Below are 16873 nucleotides of genomic sequence, written 5' to 3'. Positions count from 1 at the left end.
CTACCCCCGCTACGGGTCGCGCATGACAAACATGCAGGAAACTCACGATGTCCGGACGCATTTCGTCTTCCCCCGCAGGTCAGGCGGCCCGTGAGAGACCCCTGACCAGGCCGTCGCCACCCCTGTCCGGCCGGAGGGGACCCCTTCGGCCGGACAGGGCCTGCATGGACGGAAGCCCGGCCGTCGCGCGAGCGGGACGAGCGACGGCCGGCGGGAGCCGGGCTCCGCGCACAATGCGGGCGGGGCGCGGTCAGCGGGAGTCGGACTCCTCGCGGGGCAGCGCCGCGCGTCCGGCCTCCAGCCGGGCGACCGGGACGCGGAACGTCGAGCAGGACACGTAGTCCAGGCCGATGTCGTGGCAGAAGCGCACTGACTCGGGGTCCCCGCCGTGCTCGCCGCAGATGCCGATCTTGAGGTCGGGACGGGCCGCGCGGCCCTCCTCGACGGCGATGGACATCAGCCGCCCGACGCCGCCGCGGTCGATGCTCTCGAACGGGGAAACCCCGAAGACGCCCAGCTCCAGATAGCGCGAGAAGAACGCGGCCTCGACGTCGTCCCGGGAGAACCCCCAGGTCATCTGGGTGAGGTCGTTGGTGCCGAAGGAGAAGAAGTGCGCGGCCTCGGCGATCTGGCCGGCGGTCAGCGCCGCGCGCGGCACCTCGATCATCGTGCCGATCGCGGCCTCGACGCCGTTCTTCGCAAGGACGCCCCGCGCCTCGTCCCGGACGTGCTCCAGCTCCTGCACGGCCCCGACCAGCGGGATCATGATCTCGGCCCGGGGGTCGCCGCCCGCGGCGCGGCGCTCGGCCACCGCCTCGGCGATGGCGCGCACCTGCATGGCGAACAGTCCGGGGATCACCAGCCCGAGCCGCACGCCGCGCAGGCCGAGCATCGGGTTCTCCTCGTGCAGCCGCTTGACGGCCGCGAGCAGCCTGCGGTCGCGGGCCGTGGCCCGCTCGCCGGCCAGCGCGACCTTCACCGACAGGGCGGTGAGGTCGGGCAGGAACTCGTGCAGGGGCGGGTCGATCAGGCGGACCGTCACCGGCAGGCCGTCCATCGCCGCGAAGATGCCTGCGAAGTCGGACCTCTGCAGCGGTTCCAGCGCGTCGAGCGCCGCCTGGCGCTCCTCCTCCGAGACGGCCAGGATGAGGTCCTCGACGAGCCGGCGGCGCTCGCCGAGGAACATGTGCTCGGTGCGGCACAGGCCGATGCCCTCCGCGCCGAACCCGCGCGCCCGCGCGGCGTCCTCGGGGGTGTCGGCGTTGGCCCGCACCGCGAGGCGGCGCCGCTCGTCGGCGTGGACCATGACGCGGTGCACGGCCTGGATCAGGTCGTCGGAGGTGTCGCCGGCGCCCTCGAAGTACTGGACGACGGGCGAGGCCATGACGGGCACCTCCCCGCGGTACACCTCGCCGGTGGAGCCGTCGATGGAGATCACCTCCCCCTCCTCGACCACCACGCCGCCGGGGGCGGTGAAGCGCCGGCCCGCGGGGTCCACCTCGATCTGCTCGGCGCCGCACACGCAGGTCTTCCCCATGCCGCGGGCGACGACGGCGGCGTGCGAGGTCTTGCCGCCCCTGCTGGTCAGCACGCCACGGGCGGCGATCATGCCCGCCAGGTCGTCCGGGGTCGTCTCGCGGCGCACCAGGATGACCTCCTCGCCCCGCGCGGTCAGCTCCTCGGCGCGCTCAGAGGAGAACACCGCCTTGCCCACGGCCGCGCCCGGCGAGGCGTTCATGCCCTTGGCGATCGGGCTGAGGCGGCCGTGCCCGGCGAACCTCGGGAACATGAGCTGGGCGAGCTGGTCGCCGGAGACGCGTTCGAGCGCCTCGTCCATGTCGATCAGGCCCTGGTCGACGAGCTGGGTCGCGATGCGGAACGCCGCCTCGGCGGTGCGCTTGCCGACACGGGTCTGCAGCATCCACAGCTTGCCGCGTTCGATGGTGAACTCGATGTCGCACAGGTCGCGGTAGTGGTTTTCCAGCGTCCGCATGATGCCCAGCAGCTCGCGGTAAGAGCTCGCGTCGATCTTCTCCAGTTCCTGCAGCGGGATGGTGTTGCGGACGCCCGCGACGACGTCCTCACCCTGGGCGTTCTGCAGGTAGTCGCCGTACACGCCCTGGTTGCCCGTGCCGGGGTCGCGGGTGAAGGCGACGCCGGTGCCGGAGTCCATGCCGAGGTTGCCGAAGACCATCGCGACGATGTTGACCGCCGTGCCGAGGTCGGCGGGGATGCGCTCCTGGCGGCGGTAGACGATCGCGCGGGGGGCGTTCCAGGAGTCGAAGACCGCCTCGACGGCCATGCGCATCTGCACGCGGGGGCCTTCGGGGAACTCCCGGCCGGTCTCGTCCTTGACGATGTCCTTGAAGGTCCGCACCAGGCGCCGGAGGTCCTCGGCGGTGAGCTCCAGGTCGCTGCTCACCCCGCCGTGCCGCTTGGCCCGCTCGATGGCGTCCTCGAACCGGTCGCCCTCGATGCCGAGGACGGTGCGGCCGAACATCTGGATGAGCCTGCGGTAGGAGTCCCAGGCGAAGCGCTCGTCGCCCGCCTGCGCGGCCAGGCCGCGCACCGACTCGTCGTTGAGGCCGATGTTGAGGACCGTCTCCATCATGCCGGGCATGGAGAACTTCGCCCCGGAGCGGACGCTGACCAGCAGGGGGTCCCCGGGGGCGCCGAGGCGCTTGCCCATGCCGTCCTCCATCGCGTGGAGGTGCTTGTCGACCTCGTCCCACAGCCCGTCGGGCACCCCGCCGCCGGCCAGGAACCGGCGGCACGCCTCCGTCGTGATCGTGAACCCCGGTGGCACCGGAAGACCGAGGTTCGTCATCTCGGCGAGATTGGCGCCTTTGCCACCGAGGAGCTCCTTGAGATCCTTGTTGCCCTCGGTGAACCCGTATACGTATTTGGGCACTGGGACCCCTCCACGACTCCTTCGGCGTACGGTTCCGCCTCTTTCCGGGGGACTCTACCTACGATTAACGGAAGGAAACGTCACCGGCCTATCAGAGGGACGTTCGCCCTGCTAGACCTAATATAGCGGTCTAATCCACTCGACCTTGGAGGCAGGACGGCCAGAAAAGGCGCCGGCCGCCGGGCACTGGTACAGACCAATTGGGCGGGCGGTTCACGGCGATTAGGCCGGGGCTCACCGGAGCACAATTGGTTTAGACCAGTAAAAGCGACGGCACGGTTTTGACCAACATATTCCGCATTACGGAAAACCCGCCTTACCGGACGGGCGCGTCCGCCGCAGCGTCGGGCGCCCCGCGAAGGCCCGCCGCGTGGTCGCGCTCGGCCCGGTGGACGGCCGGCCCCATGGCGGAGCCGGCCACCAGGAACAGCCCGCCCAGCAGCAACCACCCCGCCGTCCCCCACCCCAGGACGACCGTGGTCAGCAGCAACGGGCCCGCCATCCGGGCCACCGCCGTGCCACTGCCGAAGAACCCCTGGTACTGGCCCTGCCTGTCCGGCGGTGCCAGATCGAAGGCGATCTCCCAGGCCCCCGCGGCCAGCATCATCTCCCCGAGCACCTGCAGACCTGCCGCGGCGAGCAGGACGGCGGCGGCCGCCCACGCCGAGGCCCCGGCCTGCGACAGCGCGAACGCCGCGCACGAGGCGAACATGGCGACGCCCGCGAGCCGCACCAGCCGGGACGCACTGCGCAGGCCCGTGACGCGCCGGGCGACCCGCACCTGGAACAGCATCACGGTCAGCGTGTTGAGGACGAGCAGCGCGGCGACCGTCCAGCCCGGCGCCTGCGTCCGCCCCGCGATCCACAAAGGGACGATCAGGCTGAGCAGCGGCATGTAGAGCATCATCACCATGTTGAGCAGCGCCACCACCGCGTACCGCCGGTCGCGCACCACCTCCGGCACCCATCGCCCCCGGTGCCCGGCGCGCCGGCCGGCACCGGCGCTCCCGGCCACCGGAACGGCCCGGGCCGCCGAGGGCGGCACGGCGGGCAGCCGGAGCAGCACCAGCGCCGAGAGGACGAAGCTCGCCGCATCCATGGCCAGGACCGCCAGGTACGCCTCGCGGGTGTCGAAGTGCAGCGCCACTCCGCCGATGGCCGCGCCGACGGCCAGCCCGGCGTTGACCGCCGCCTGGAGGCGGGCGCGCACCCGCGTGCGCATGGTCCTTTCCACCAGCCCGGCGAGCAGCGCCTGCCGCCCGGCGGCCAGCCCGCTCTGACAGCACGCGTAGAGGCACGCCGCCAGCAGGAAGGCCGCGTACGAGGTGACGAACAGGTACGCCGCCACGGCCGTGCCGGTGGCCAGGGCGAGCAGCGCGGCCGTGCCCCGGGGACCCCTGCGGTCGGCGAGGTGCCCGAGCGGGGCGCCGGCGAGGGCCCCGGCCGCCCAGCCGAGCGTCAGGCCGAGCCCGACCTGCGCCGGGGACAGGCCCACGACGCGGGTGAAGTACAGGGCCGAGCAGACCAGGTACGCGCCGTCGCCGACGGCGTTGGCCAGATGGGCGAGGGCGAGGACCCGCGACGGGCCGGAAGGGCTGATCACGACACCACGCTAGATGCGATGCGGACCATTCTTAAGAGCCGCTTCCCGCTCGTGCTATTGAGCCACTTCGCCGTTCCCGGCCCCTCGCCGTCCGCCGCACCGTCCGGTCGCTCGGGTGTGGGCGCGCCCGGAGGCGTCGCCGTCACGCCAGGGGCGAACAGCGCCGGGAGGGGGGCCACCGACCCGGCGGAAGCTGCCAGGATGGCCGCATGATGGAGCTGAACGGACGTCCGGTGACCCCTGGCGAGCTCGGCTCGCTCGCGCTCTACAACTACGGGCACTTCACCACCATGCGGGTGGAGGACCTCCGCGTCCGCGGCCTGTCCCTGCATCTCGACCGGCTCCTCGGCGACTGCCGCGTCGTCCACGGCGTCGAGCTCGACCTCGACCGGGTGCGCCACCTGGCCCGCCGCGCGGCGTCCGCGGCCCCCTCGCCGGTGATCGTCCGGGTCACCGTCTTCGACCCCGAACTCGACCTCGCGCACCCGGCGGCCAAGGCGCGGCCGGAGATCCTGGTCACCACGCGCCCGGCGCCCCCCGACCGGCAGCCGCCCTCGCTCGGCGTGGCCGAGTACGAGCGCGACCTGCCGCAGGTCAAGCACTCCGGCATGTTCGGCCCGCTCTTGCAGCGGCGCTTCGCCCAGGCCGGCGGCCACGACGACGTCCTGTTCACCGACGCCCGATCCCGGGTGAGCGAGGGGCCCACCTGGAACATCGGGTTCGTCAAGGACGGCGGCGTCGTCTGGCCGGGCGCCGACCGCCTCAACGGCGTCACCATGCGCCTGCTGGACCAGGCGCTGCGCCGCGCCGGCGTCACGTGCGCCACCTCCGAGGTCGACACCGGCGACCTGGCCGCGATGGACGCCGCCTTCATCACCGACGCGGCCGCCGGCCCCCGCCCGGTCCGCTCCATCGAGGGCGCCGAGCTGTCCCTGGACCACCCCCTCCTCACCACCCTGCGCAGGGAGTACGCCGCCCTCCCCACCGACCCGCTCTGACCTGCGCGAACTCCGAGCACGTCCCTCACAGGACCACCTCCGAGCAGGGACGCCGGACACGCCCCCGGCCACCCCGAACGGGGACGAGAGGCACGTCCGAGGATCGCGGGTACGTCCCCTGGCGCGCCGGACAGGGGCGAAGGGCACAGCTCTCAGGAGGGCCGGACGGGAGCGGCGCCGGTGGCGGTGGACACCAAATCCTCGTAGACCTCGCGGCCGGTGGTGAAGGCGCCGAGGGCGATGGTCTTGTTCGTGCCGTGGTAGTCGCTCGACCCGGTGACCCGGAGGCCGAGATCGCCGGCCAGGGCGCGCACGTGCTCGCGGTCGCCGGGGGTGTGGTCGGGATGGTCGGCCTCCACGCCCCACATGCCCGCCTCGGCGAGTCGGGCGATCAGGGCGTCGGGGACGATGTGGCCGCGCCTGCCCGCCCGCGGATGCGCGAGCACCGACACCCCGCCGGCCTCGCCGACCAGGCGCACGGCGGTGAACACGTCGATGTCGGCCTTCGGCAGCCGGTAGCGGCGGCCCAGCCATTCGGGCCCGAACGCCTCGTCCACCGACCCGACCAGGCCCCGCCGCACCAGCGCCCGGGCGATGTGCGGGCGGCCCACCGTGCCGCCGGCCGCCTGCCCGGCGACCTCGGCGGTCGTGACGTCGATCCCGTCGGCGTTCAGCAGCGCGACGATCTTCTCGCTGCGCAGATCGCGTGACCGGCGCACCCGGGCCAGCTCCTCGGCCAGTGGCTCGTGCGCCGGGTCGAACAGGTAGGCCAGCAGGTGCAGCCCGACCGACGGCTCGGCGCCGTACCAGCGCCCGGACAGCTCCGCCCCCGGCACGAGGGCCAGGCCCGGCGGGACGGCCGCCGCGGCCGCCTCCCAGCCGGCCGTGGTGTCGTGGTCGGTCAACGCCACCACGTCGAGCCCGGCGGCGGCGGCCCGCCCCATGAGCGCGCCGGGGGCGTCGGTGCCGTCGCTGGCCGTGGAGTGCACGTGCAGGTCGATCCGCATGGCACGAGCCTGCCAGCATCCCCGCCGCCGCGGTGACCCCCACCGCGCCGTGGTGGGCATGCAGGGGGTTGTATACAGGGCATGTCCGTTCTTCGCGCGCGTCGCCGGTGGCGTGGCGTTCTCGCTCTGCTGTCGGTTCCGCCGCTGTTCCTCGTCGTCAGCGGGGCGTGGTTCTCGCTGCTCGGGTCCGGCGAGCCGGCGGCGCGCCCGCCGCGCCCCGCCGGGCAGGACGCCCTGTGGCTCGGCCACGCCTGGGTGGACGGGCGCAATGGGGAGCCGCAGCTGGCGGCGCTCGCCGCCCACCTTCGCGGCGGAGGCATCGGCGAGGTCTACCTGCACACCGGGCCGCTCGCCTACGACGGCACCCTCGCGCCCTCGTTGTACCCGCGCGCCGCGTGGGCGGTCGGCGCGTTGCACCGGGCCGTGCCGGGCCTGCGCGTGCACGCCTGGCTCGGCCAGCGCGTGGAGCCCGGGGAGCTCGACCTCGGGTCGCCGTCCGTGCGCGCCAACGTGGTCCAGGCGGCCGGGCAGGTGCTGGCCGCGGGCTTCGACGGCGTCCACTACAACTTCGAGCCCGTTCCGGACGGCGACCCGGGGCTGCTCGAGCTTCTCGACCGCACCCGCGCGGCCATCGCGCCCGCCCATGGCGTGCTGTCGATGTCGGTGCACCACATCGAACCGGCGTCCGGCGTCGCGCTCGTCGGCAACGCGCTGCTCGGCAGCACCAAGTGGTGGACGCCCGGTTATCTCACCCAGGTGGCCCGCCGCGTGGACCAGGTAGCGGTGATGAGCTACGACACCGCGCAGCCGACCGAGGACGCCTACGCCGGTTATGTCCGGCGGCAGACCGAGCTGGCCCTGGCGGCGGTTCCGCCCGGCACCCGGCTGCTGATGGGGTTGCCCGCCTATCACGACGACAACCTGACCCACCACGCCTCGGCCGAGACCGTGGCCGCCGCCGTGCGGGGCGTGCGCCTCGGGCTCGGCGCCAGCACCAGGCCCGGCTTCGGAGTCGCCCTGTACGTCGACTTCGCCGCCACTCCCGCCGACTGGACCTCCTACCACCGCGCCTGGGAGGCCCCGTCGGCGAGTATCCCCCGGACCAGCGGGCGGGCGGCAGGACCTTAGAAGGCCCGGACTCGTCAGGGGGCGAGACGTGAAAGAGCCCGGAGCGAGGGTCCCCTGGATCAGCGGGCGGAGGATCGGGACCCTCAGGGAGACCGTGGGGCTGTTCAGCGGGCGGGGGTGGGGACCCTGCCGATGCCGAGGGTGTTGGCGGCGGGGAGCAGGCCGGACTCCAGGGCGGCGACCAGGAGGGGCGTGGTGAGCTCGGCGAGGCGCTCGGCCTTCTCCAGGCCGATCGCGCGCCAGGGGGCGATCGCGAGGTCGTCGGTGACGCGCTCGACGGTGTCGCGCAGCCGGTGCCCCTGCTCGGTCGCCGTGCCGTCGGGGTTCACCAGGCCGCGGGCGGCGAGACGGTCACGGGCGGCGTCCCACTCCTGAGCGGTCCACCCGCGGCTGTCGAACGTCTCGCGCGGCGCGCCGCCGATCGCGGCGAGCGACACCAGCGCCTCGCACGGGTCGAGCTCCGCGGTCAGCAGCGCGGCGACGTGCCCGTCCCCCCGGTGCTCGCGCAGGACGCCGATGGCCTGCCACAGGAGGAGGTGGGGCTCCTCGGGCCACGGCAGGCCGGCGTTGGCGGCGGCGAGCGGCCGGCCCGCGGCGCCGGCGGCCTCCGCCGCCTCTCTGGCGAGCCGCGCGGCCTCGGCGAGGCCCCCGCCGCCGACATCGCCGCCGACCTCGCCGTCCAGCATCGCCCGGTACATCCCGTCCACGGCGCGCAGCCGCGCCTCCAGCACCTTCGCGGCCGGGGCCACGGTCCAGGCGGCGGGGACGTGCTCGGCGACCATGCGAGGGCTGAAGCTGTAGAAGGCCGCGGCGACCAGCTCGGCGGAGGCCTCCCCCAGCGGGGCGGCGCGCCAGGCGAAGTAGGCGGGCCAGCGGGTGTCCACCTGGTAGCCCAGCGCCGCCGCCTCGGCCGACACCTCCGGCGCGTACCAGAACGGCGCGTGCACCGGCTCCAGCTGGTGCCACATCCGCCGCGCGAAACCGGGGTCCTGCGTCATCGTCGTCCACTCCTGTGCGAGAGATCGAAACCGCGAAGCCCCGCGAGAGAAGCCGGAGGCATCCGGGTCGTCACGTCAGCGCCATCACGTACGTTAGATAGCATCGCTATCCAATGTCAATCCCTGTCCTCTCACGCGGCCGCGCCCGTCCTGTGGCGGGGAACGGAGAGGACGGCGCAAACGGGAAGTACACCGTCCGTCAGGCCGGAGGCATGCCTGCTCCATGGCCGCCCTCGATCGGTATCCTGGGACGCCGTGGTGGCTCAAGATCGCCATTGCGCTGCCGGACGGCCCCGCCGGAACGACGGGCATCATCGGCCTCGGGGGACGGACGGCCTGCCGGGCATGACAAGGAAGGCGTTCGCGTGCTGCTGGCGGCTCGATACCGGCTTGACGAGCCTCTCGGGCGCGGAGGCATGGGCGAGGTGTGGCGGGCCACCGACGAGGTCCTTAACCGCCCCGTCGCGGTCAAGCTGCTGCTCGCGGAGGCCGTCGGCTCCTCTGCCGCCACGCGGTTCCGCCAGGAGGCACAGGCCACCGCACGGCTGAACCACGCCAACGTCGTCTCCGTCTACGACTTCGGCCAGGCCGGCGACCGGCTCTTCCTCGTCATGGAGCTGATCGAGGGACACAGTCTCGCCGACCACCTCGCCGCCGGACGACTCGCCGTCGACGAGGTGGTCCGCATCGGGGCTCAGGCCGCCACCGGCCTGGCCGCCGCCCACCGGCTGGGCGTCGTCCACCGTGACATCAAGCCCGCCAACCTGCTGCTCACCGCGGACGGAGCGGTGAAGGTCGTCGACTTCGGCATCGCCCGGCTGGCCGACCAGGCCGCGGCGGCGCTCACCGGCACCGGGCTGATCATCGGCACGAGCGCCTACCTCGCCCCCGAACGCGCCCTCGGCCGCGACGCCGGACCGGCGTCCGACCTGTACGCGCTCGGGTGCGTGCTGTACGAGTTGCTGACCGGGCGCCCGCCCTTCCGCGCGGACGGCCCGACCGCGCTGCTGTACCAGCACGTCCAGGTGCCGCCCACGCCGCCGGGTGAAGTGCGCCGGGACGTGCCGTCCGCCCTGGACGACCTGCTGATGCGCCTGCTGGCCAAGGAGCCCGAGGACCGCCCGACCGCCGACCAGGTCGCCCACCGGCTCACCGACCCGGGGCCCTCCTACACGGCCGCCCCGCCGCACCGCTCCTTCGACGGGGCTCCGATCCCCCGTTCCTTCGCGGACGCCCCCCGCCGGCGGCACGACGTCGCGCCGGCCCTGCCGATGGCGCCGTCCGCCGCGGAGTTCTCGGGGACGCGCTTCCTGGCCTCCCTGCCGCCGGATCACGGGGGCCGCCGGACGTCGCCGATCGCCGAGGCCGGCGTCCGCCGGTCGCCGGCGGTCAAGGCGTGGCTGTCGCTCCGCCGAGGTGAACCGGCGCCCGTCGCCGCCGCCGGAGTCGCCGCGGTCATGGTCGTCGCGGCGCTCGCCTTCGCGCTCCTGCGCTCGGGCCCGGACACGGTGGCCCCGTCGGCCGCCGCCGCGTCTCCCTACGCGGACGCCCCGTCCGTTTCCGGCTCCGCGCCCTCGTCGCCATCGGCGTCGCCTTCCGTGTCGGCGTCGCCTTCCGTGTCGCTTCCCGCGTCGCCACCGCCCTCAACGCCCTCGGTGGTGGCCGTCGGGCCGCGGCGGCTGCCGGACGACCCGCGTGTGCTGCTGGCCCAGCTCGCCCAGGGGCTGAGCTGGGCGGTCGACCAGGGACGGCTCGACCCTCGCGTCGCGGAGAAGGCCCGGCACGACATCGCGGAGGCCCTCGCCAGGCTCGGCCGGGACGGCGGGCGGCACGACCACAGGGACCGGGACGATCGCGAGGCGGCCGACCGGATCCGCGGAATCCTCGGCGACCTGGCCGGCGCCGAGCGGAACGGGAAGTTCACCGCCGGACCCGCGCTGACCCGGTTGCTCACCCACCTGTCACAACTCGCCGGCGCCGATCACCGCCGGCCCGACGACCACGACGACCACGACGACCACGACGACTAGGAACCGGCCGCCGAAGAGGCGGCCGCGCCGGTCGCCGGCGTCGTCCGCCCGAGCCGCCGCTCGGCCGACGCGCCGAGACCCGCGGGAGAGAGGCCGTGACCTGCCGCGACGGCGAGCAGCCGTCTCACACCGTCGCCCGGCGAGGGGTCACCAGGCCGGTCTCGTAGGCGAAGGCGACCGCCTGCGCGCGGCTGGAGAGGCCGAGTTTGGTCATCGTGCGGTTGAGGTGGGTCTTCACGGTCGCCTCGCTGACGCACAGGCGGCCGGCGATCTCGGTATTGGACAGCGCGTGCCCGACCAGCTCGAGGACCTCCGCCTCGCGGGCGGTGAGGGCGGCCAGGTCGCGGGAGGGGTGCGCGGTGACGTCCGCGCGGCGCGTGTAGGTCTCGATCAGGCGCCGGGTGACGCTGGGCGCGAAGAGCATCTCTCCGGCCGCGACGGTGTGGATCGCGGTGAGCAGGCGCTCGGGCGGGGTGTCCTTGAGCAGGAAGCCCGACGCGCCGGCCCGCAGGGCGTTGTAGACGTAGTCGTCGAGGTCGAAGGTGGTGAGGATCACGACCTTCGGCGGCCGGCCCTCCGCGGCGGCGAGGATGCGCCCGGTGGCGGTCACGCCGCTCATGCCGGGCATCCTGATGTCCATCAGGATCACGTCCGGGCGCCTCGCCGCGGCCAGGCGGACGGCGTCCTCCCCGGTGGCCGCCTCACCGACGACGTCGAGCTCGGGCATGGCGCGGATCAGGGCGGCGAGTCCGGCACGGACCAGAATCTGATCGTCGACAACGAGCACTTTGATCATAAGGACGTCTCACCGGCCGGCGTAGGAGGCTGCTCATCCTCAGTCGGGGATGACAGGGGCAGGGTGACCACGACCTCGAACCCGCCGAGCGGGCGTGGTCCGGCGGCCATCGTTCCCTTGTAGAGCTTGACGCGTTCTCGCATGCCGATCAAGCCGTGACCCTTCTCGCTGTCGGGAGCGGCCGCCCTCTCGCTCCCGCCGCCGTCGTCGGTGACGCGGATCTCCAGTTCCGCAGGGCGGTACAGGAGCGACACCCCGGCCCGCGCGGGCCCGGCGTGCTTGAGCACGTTGGTGAGCGATTCCTGGACGACCCGGTAGGCGCACAGGTCGACACCGGGCGCCAGCGGCCGCGCGGCCCCAGTGACCGTCACCTCCACCGCCACCCCCGCGGAACGCACCCGCTCGGCCAGCTGCCCGAGCCGGTCGAGACCCGGCGCCGGGTCGTAGCTCACCCCATCGCCCTCGTCCTCAGGTTCGATGCGCAGGACCGACAGAAGCCGCCTCATCTCGCCCATGACCTCGCTGCCGGTCTGGGCGATGGTCGCCAGCGCGTCGCGCGCGGTGACCGGATCGGATGTGAACACATACCTGGCGAGTCCCGCCTGCACCGAGATGACGGACATGTGGTGGGCGACGACATCGTGCAGTTCGCGGGCGATGCGCACCCGCTCCTGGCTGACCGCGCGCCGGGCCCTGTCCTCCTGGTCGCGGCTGAGCCGCTCGGACAGCTCGGCCAGCCGCCGGCTCCTGTCCGTCAGCAACCGCGCGCTGTTGCCGAACCCCCAGGCCACGGCGATCATGACACCCGCCTGGACGACGCCCGCCCCCAGGAGACCGACGGGTCCCACCAGGAACGCGTGCGTCCACATGACCAGGATGGCCACCGCGCCCACGGCGGCCAGGCGCGGTGACCGCTGAGCCGCCACCGTGTACAGGGCCAGCAGCGGCGGCATGGTGTTCAACCCGTAGTAGTAGCCCAGCGCGTGGTACACGATCGCGGCCGCGCAGGAGATCAGCAGGACAACGAGCGGGGCGCGCCTGCGCAGCGCCAGCGGGAGGTTCGCCACGAGCGTCAGCGTCATGGAGAACCGGTCCGGCAGCCGGAACCCGTGCTCGGGCGTCATCCCCAGAAGCAACGGATGGCGTGCCACCGCCACCTCGATCGCCACGGTCATGCCGGTGAACACCAGGGCGAGCGCCACGTCGACGATGAGCGGGTTCGTCGCGGCGAACCTCCTGAACGGCGCGACGACCCTTGTGCCCATCAGCGCATGGTAACCAGACGACCACCGGTCCCTCATCCTCCGCCGGACCTACGACGCGTACCGCGGAAGTCACGCGCCCGGCGCGTCGTACGGCAGAGGTTTACCCCCCGGCGGCCCCCGGTGTACGGCGATCTCAATCGCACGCGGGATGACCTCTTTGTCTGACCTCCGTAACGTCTTGCGGTAACGCCGGCGGACCGTCCAGCGTGACAGGAGCCCCCAAGGAGAGCGCGTGCGCCGATACCGTCTCCCCAGCCGCGCGGTCCGGGCGATCGCACTGCCCGCCGCGCTGCTCGCGTCGCTGAGCGGCCTCACCACGGCACCACACCAGGCGAGTCCGGCGAAGGCCGCCGCCGAGGCGCCCCCGCCGGCTCCGACCGAGAGGCAGGCCGTGGAGGCGGCACGGCGGTCGGGGACGCGGGTGGAGGTGCTGTCTCTGCGCACCGAGACCCGGCAGGTCTTCGCCGATCCCGGCGGGGGCTTCACCTCCGAGACGGCAGCGCTGCCTGAGCGGGTACGGCGTGGCGGTGGCTGGGCCGATGTGGACACGACGTTGCGGTTCGCCGGTGACGGCACGGTGCGTCCGGTGGCCACGCCGTTGGACCTGGCCTTCTCCGGGGGCGGGACGGTCCCGCTGGCGAGTATCGGCGAAGGCGGGCGTTCGGTCGCGATGTCCTGGCCGGGCGGGTTGCCGAGACCGGTGCTGGAGGCCGGCACCGCGACGTACGCGTCGGTGCTGCCGGGGGTGGACCTGAAGGTCACCGCGTCGGTGCTCGGGTTCTCCGAGGTGCTGGTGGTGAAGACCCGGGAGGCGGCGGCGAATCCGGCGCTGGCCAGGCTGAGGTTCGCGACGCGGGGCGCCGGGGTGTCGGTGCGAAGGTCGCGGGCCGGCGGGCTGAGTGCCGTGACCGAGGGCGGTGAGACGGTGTTCCACGCGCCGGCGCCGCGAATGTGGGACTCCTCGGGGATCTCGGCGGAGGCGCCGTCGGTGGCTCAGCCGTCGGCGTCGGGGTCCTCGGGGACGGGGTTCTTGGACACGGGTCCGCGGCCGGGCGGACGGCAGGCATTGCTGGGCGTCGAGGCCACGCCCGATGAGGTGGTGCTCACGCCGGACGCGCGGCTGCTCACGGGCGCGAACGTCACCTACCCGGTCTACATCGACCCGCAGTGGTCGGGCTCCAAGCAGGCCTGGACCTACGTGGACCGGGCGTTCCCGGACCAGGAGTACTGGAACTCCGCCCACATGCCGGAGGCGGGCAACTACGGCAGCGGGATCAAACGGTCGTTCTTCCGCATGGACTCCAACAACGTCAACGGGAAGCACATCCTGAAGGCGACGTTCCGCATCACCCAGGCCAAGTCGTGGGGGTGCACCTCCTCCCCGCAGGCCGTACAGCTGTGGTTGACCAGCGGCATCTCCAGCTCCACCACCTGGAACCACCAGCCGTCCTGGTCGGACTGGCAGGACAGTGTGTCCTCCGACGCCGGCTACAACTCCTCGTGCCCGGACAAAGGCATCGAGTTCGACGTGACCGCGACCATCGCCAAGGCGGCCAAGTCGGGCTGGCCCAACACGACGTTCGGGCTGAAGGATTACGACGACACCGGCAGCAGCACGTGGGGGTGGAAGGGCTTCGGCAACGCGCCCAAGCTGGTCGTCGACTACAACACCCCGCCCTCGGCCCCCTCGGGCGTCGGCACGTACCCGGCCACGCCGTGCGTCACCGGGGCGGGACGCCCCGCCGTCAACGCCGGCGACGCCGAGAGCCCCATCAGCCTGAAGGCGAAGATCTACGACCCGGACAAGGCCAACGACGGGGTGCGCGCCGAGTTCGCGTTCCATCACTACAACACCACGACGGCGGTGTGGGACGACGTCACCGCCACCCTGCCCGGCGGCGGGAAGACCGCCTACAAGTACACCACCGCGGCGACCGACCACTCGATCAAGTTGTCGGGGCTGGTGACCGGGCAGAGCTACTCCTACAAGGTCAAGGCCTACGACGGCACCGACTCCAGCGCGTGGAGCCCCTGGTGCGAGTTCACCGTGGACACCGTCGACCCCGCGACGCTCCCGAAGGTCACCTCGGCCGACTACCCGGGCGACACCCCCGACGACTGGCGGGGCGGGGTGGGCAGCGCCGGCGCCTTCACCTTCGCCCCGGGTGACGGAGAGACCGACGTGACGGCCTTCAGGTTCGCCCTCGACGACCCGAGCCTCGCCACCCCCGCGACCCAGGTGGCGATCCCCGCCGGGCAGACCTCGGTGACGGTGCCGGTGGCGCCGCGCCATGACTGGCTCAACGCGCTGTACGTCTTCCCGGTGGACCGGGCGGGCAACGTCGGCAAGATCCCGGCCGTCCACAGCTTCTACGTCAAGGCCGGCGCCGACCCGGTGGGGCTGTGGCGCCTGGACGAGACCGCCGGCACCACGGCGGGCGACTCGGCGGCCGCACCCCACCCGGTGGCGCTGGCGGGCGGCACGGCGTGGACGGGCGGCCGGGTGAGCGGGGCCGCGCGGCTGAACGGTTCCACCGGGTACGGCAGCACGGCGGGGCCGGTGGTGCGCACCGACCGGGGTCTGACCGTCTCGGCCTGGGTGCGGCTCACCGCCAGGACCGTCAACTCCTCGGTGCTGAGCCAGTCGGGTGACCGCAACTCCGGCTTTCAGCTGTACTACTCCTCGACTTACAACCGGTGGATCTTCGGCAAGTACGCCACCGATGTGGACGGCACCGCGCTGTCACGGGCGATAAGCGACACCGAGCCGCAGCTCGGCGTCTGGACGCACCTGACCGGCGTGTACGACGCCCCCGCCGAACAGGTCCGGCTGTACGTCAACGGGACGCTCCAGCAGACCGCCGCGGCCTTCCCGTCCACGCCGTGGAACGCGAACGGCCCTCTGCAGGTCGGGCGCACCAAGTGGGAGGGCGGCTTCCACGAGAACTTCGCGGGCGACATCGACGAGGTCAGGGTGTGGGACCGGATCCTGTCCGACGACCCCCGGACCGTGAACGACCCGATGCTGGGCAACGAGATCGCGGCCATGGCCAAGCAGCCGCCCACCCAGCTCGGCCTGTGGAGGCTGGACGAGGGAACGGGCACCACCGCCGCCGACTCCTCCGGGTACGGACGCAACGCGACGCTCGCCGGCGGCGCGTCCTGGTCCGACGACGGCTTCGACGGCGCCGCCGTGCTGCACCTCAACGGCACGACGGCCTACGCCTCCACCACGTCGGCCCCCGTGCGCACCGACCACAGCTTCACGGTGACGGCCCGCATGCGCCTGACCGGGGACGAAACCTGCGCCATGCCCGTCCACACCCTGACGGCCGTCGGCCAGGACGGCGCCAGGAACAGCGGCTTCTACCTCGGCTACCGGACCTTCACCGAGAACGGCGCCACGGTCTACCGGTGGTCGTTCAGCACGGCCGGCAACGACACCGATTCCTTCACCATGACACACGCCCGGTCCGTCGAGACCGTCGGCTGCTCGACCCTCGACACCTGGACGCTGCTGGTTGGGGTGTACGACGAGGTCGCCAAGGAGCTCCGCCTGTACGTCAACGGGCAACTGGCCGACGTCCGCCCCTTCACCGCCTGGAACGCCGGCGGCGCCCTGCAGATCGGCAGGGTCAGGAACAAGGGCGCCTACGTCGACCACTTCGCCGGCGACGTGGACGACGTTCACGCCTTCGCGGGCACGCTGACCGACCGCCAAGTGCTGAACCTCGCCATGGGACTCCCCCTCGACGGCTGATCCACGACCCGACCCGGCTCGACCCGACCCGGCTCGACCCGGCCTGGCCCGGCTCGGCCTGGCCCGGCTCGGCCTGGCCCGGCTCGGCCTGGCCCGGCTCGCCGCCTCCCGGCGGGGCCGGGCCCGGTTCCCCGACGTTCACTGACGCTCATCGCTCCCCCGGAGGAAGCCGTGCTCGGTTCATGGCGAGGCTTGGCCAAGGTCGCAGGAATGCTGGCCGTCGTGGTACCCGCCACGCTGATCACTCCGGTCGCCGCACGGGCGACGGAAGACCCTCGATGGCATAAGGCCCAGGAGCAGCATCCCGTACCGGGGCATGCCCTCACGGCCCGCGCGCCGCTCCCGGACCCGGGGGCGAAGTACGACCTGAAGGCGGC

Annotated in this window: 10 protein-coding genes; 4 read left to right on the top strand and 6 right to left on the bottom strand. The window is 73.0% G+C overall.

The genetic code is table 11. The features are described 5' to 3' along the window. Positions 1 to 250: 250 nt before the first annotated feature. Both ppdK and ACWEN6_RS08145 read right to left on the bottom strand, forming a co-directional pair. Complete coding sequence (gene ppdK, locus ACWEN6_RS08150; protein WP_452569547.1) at positions 251 to 2911, bottom strand: pyruvate, phosphate dikinase; 2661 nt, start codon at positions 2909 to 2911, stop codon at positions 251 to 253. 316 nt (positions 2912 to 3227) lie between these two features. Further along, positions 3228 to 4514, bottom strand: coding sequence for an MFS transporter (locus ACWEN6_RS08145; RefSeq protein ID WP_452569546.1), 1287 nt, complete (start codon positions 4512 to 4514; stop codon positions 3228 to 3230). A gap of 212 nt (positions 4515 to 4726) precedes the next feature. On the opposite strand from ACWEN6_RS08145, the gene ACWEN6_RS08140 reads away from it, so the two are divergent. Continuing rightward, on the top strand, positions 4727 to 5512 hold the full coding sequence (locus ACWEN6_RS08140) for an aminotransferase class IV (protein ID WP_452569634.1): 786 nt from the start codon (positions 4727 to 4729) through the stop codon (positions 5510 to 5512). Positions 5513 to 5664: 152 nt separating this feature from the next. Here the strand turns inward: ACWEN6_RS08140 and ACWEN6_RS08135 are convergent, their stop codons facing one another. Continuing rightward, a complete protein-coding gene (locus ACWEN6_RS08135) occupies positions 5665 to 6519 on the bottom strand; it encodes a PHP domain-containing protein (RefSeq protein ID WP_452569545.1) in 855 nt (284 codons plus the stop codon). An 81-nt stretch (positions 6520 to 6600) separates the two neighbouring features. On the opposite strand from ACWEN6_RS08135, the gene ACWEN6_RS08130 reads away from it, so the two are divergent. After that, complete coding sequence (locus ACWEN6_RS08130) at positions 6601 to 7647, top strand: hypothetical protein (RefSeq protein WP_452569544.1); 1047 nt, start codon at positions 6601 to 6603, stop codon at positions 7645 to 7647. Between the two features lie 104 nt (positions 7648 to 7751). On the opposite strand, the gene ACWEN6_RS08125 is transcribed toward ACWEN6_RS08130, so the two are convergent. Next, positions 7752 to 8645: an SCO6745 family protein gene (locus tag ACWEN6_RS08125; RefSeq protein WP_452569543.1), complete on the bottom strand. Its 894-nt coding sequence runs from the start codon at positions 8643 to 8645 to the stop codon at positions 7752 to 7754. Between the two features lie 365 nt (positions 8646 to 9010). On the opposite strand from ACWEN6_RS08125, the gene ACWEN6_RS08120 reads away from it, so the two are divergent. After that, on the top strand, positions 9011 to 10675 hold the full coding sequence (locus ACWEN6_RS08120) for a serine/threonine-protein kinase (RefSeq protein ID WP_452569542.1): 1665 nt from the start codon (positions 9011 to 9013) through the stop codon (positions 10673 to 10675). Positions 10676 to 10799: 124 nt separating this feature from the next. Here ACWEN6_RS08120 and ACWEN6_RS08115 read toward each other — a convergent pair whose 3' ends face one another. Both ACWEN6_RS08115 and ACWEN6_RS08110 read right to left on the bottom strand, forming a co-directional pair. Then, on the bottom strand, positions 10800 to 11471 hold the full coding sequence (locus ACWEN6_RS08115; protein WP_452569541.1) for a response regulator: 672 nt from the start codon (positions 11469 to 11471) through the stop codon (positions 10800 to 10802). Continuing rightward, positions 11468 to 12736, bottom strand: coding sequence for a sensor histidine kinase (locus tag ACWEN6_RS08110; RefSeq protein WP_452569540.1), 1269 nt, complete (start codon positions 12734 to 12736; stop codon positions 11468 to 11470). Before ACWEN6_RS08110 ends, ACWEN6_RS08115 begins: the two co-directional genes overlap by 4 nt. A 232-nt stretch (positions 12737 to 12968) precedes the next feature. Here ACWEN6_RS08110 and ACWEN6_RS08105 point away from each other — a divergent pair, with 232 nt between their 5' ends. Then, on the top strand, positions 12969 to 16496 hold the full coding sequence (locus ACWEN6_RS08105) for a LamG-like jellyroll fold domain-containing protein (protein ID WP_452569539.1): 3528 nt from the start codon (positions 12969 to 12971) through the stop codon (positions 16494 to 16496). The last annotated feature ends 377 nt before the right edge of the window (positions 16497 to 16873 follow it).

This window comes from Sphaerisporangium sp. NPDC004334 (assembly GCF_053602655.1).
The sequence above is the reverse complement of the archived record's forward strand: the minus strand, read 5'-3'. Positions and strand labels throughout refer to the sequence as shown.

What these genes read in the sequence shown, in the direction of transcription:
- ACWEN6_RS08110 (WP_452569540.1), bottom strand. Translation starts at nt 12,736, where the DNA reads ATGGGCACAAGGGTCGTCGCGCCGTTCAGGAGGTTCGCCGCGACGAAC.
- ACWEN6_RS08125 (WP_452569543.1), bottom strand. Translation starts at nt 8,645, where the DNA reads ATGACGCAGGACCCCGGTTTCGCGCGGCGGATGTGGCACCAGCTGGAG.
- ACWEN6_RS08140 (WP_452569634.1), top strand. Translation starts at nt 4,727, where the DNA reads ATGGAGCTGAACGGACGTCCGGTGACCCCTGGCGAGCTCGGCTCGCTC.
- ACWEN6_RS08130 (WP_452569544.1), top strand. Translation starts at nt 6,601, where the DNA reads ATGTCCGTTCTTCGCGCGCGTCGCCGGTGGCGTGGCGTTCTCGCTCTG.
- ACWEN6_RS08115 (WP_452569541.1), bottom strand. Translation starts at nt 11,471, where the DNA reads ATGATCAAAGTGCTCGTTGTCGACGATCAGATTCTGGTCCGTGCCGGA.
- ACWEN6_RS08135 (WP_452569545.1), bottom strand. Translation starts at nt 6,519, where the DNA reads ATGCGGATCGACCTGCACGTGCACTCCACGGCCAGCGACGGCACCGAC.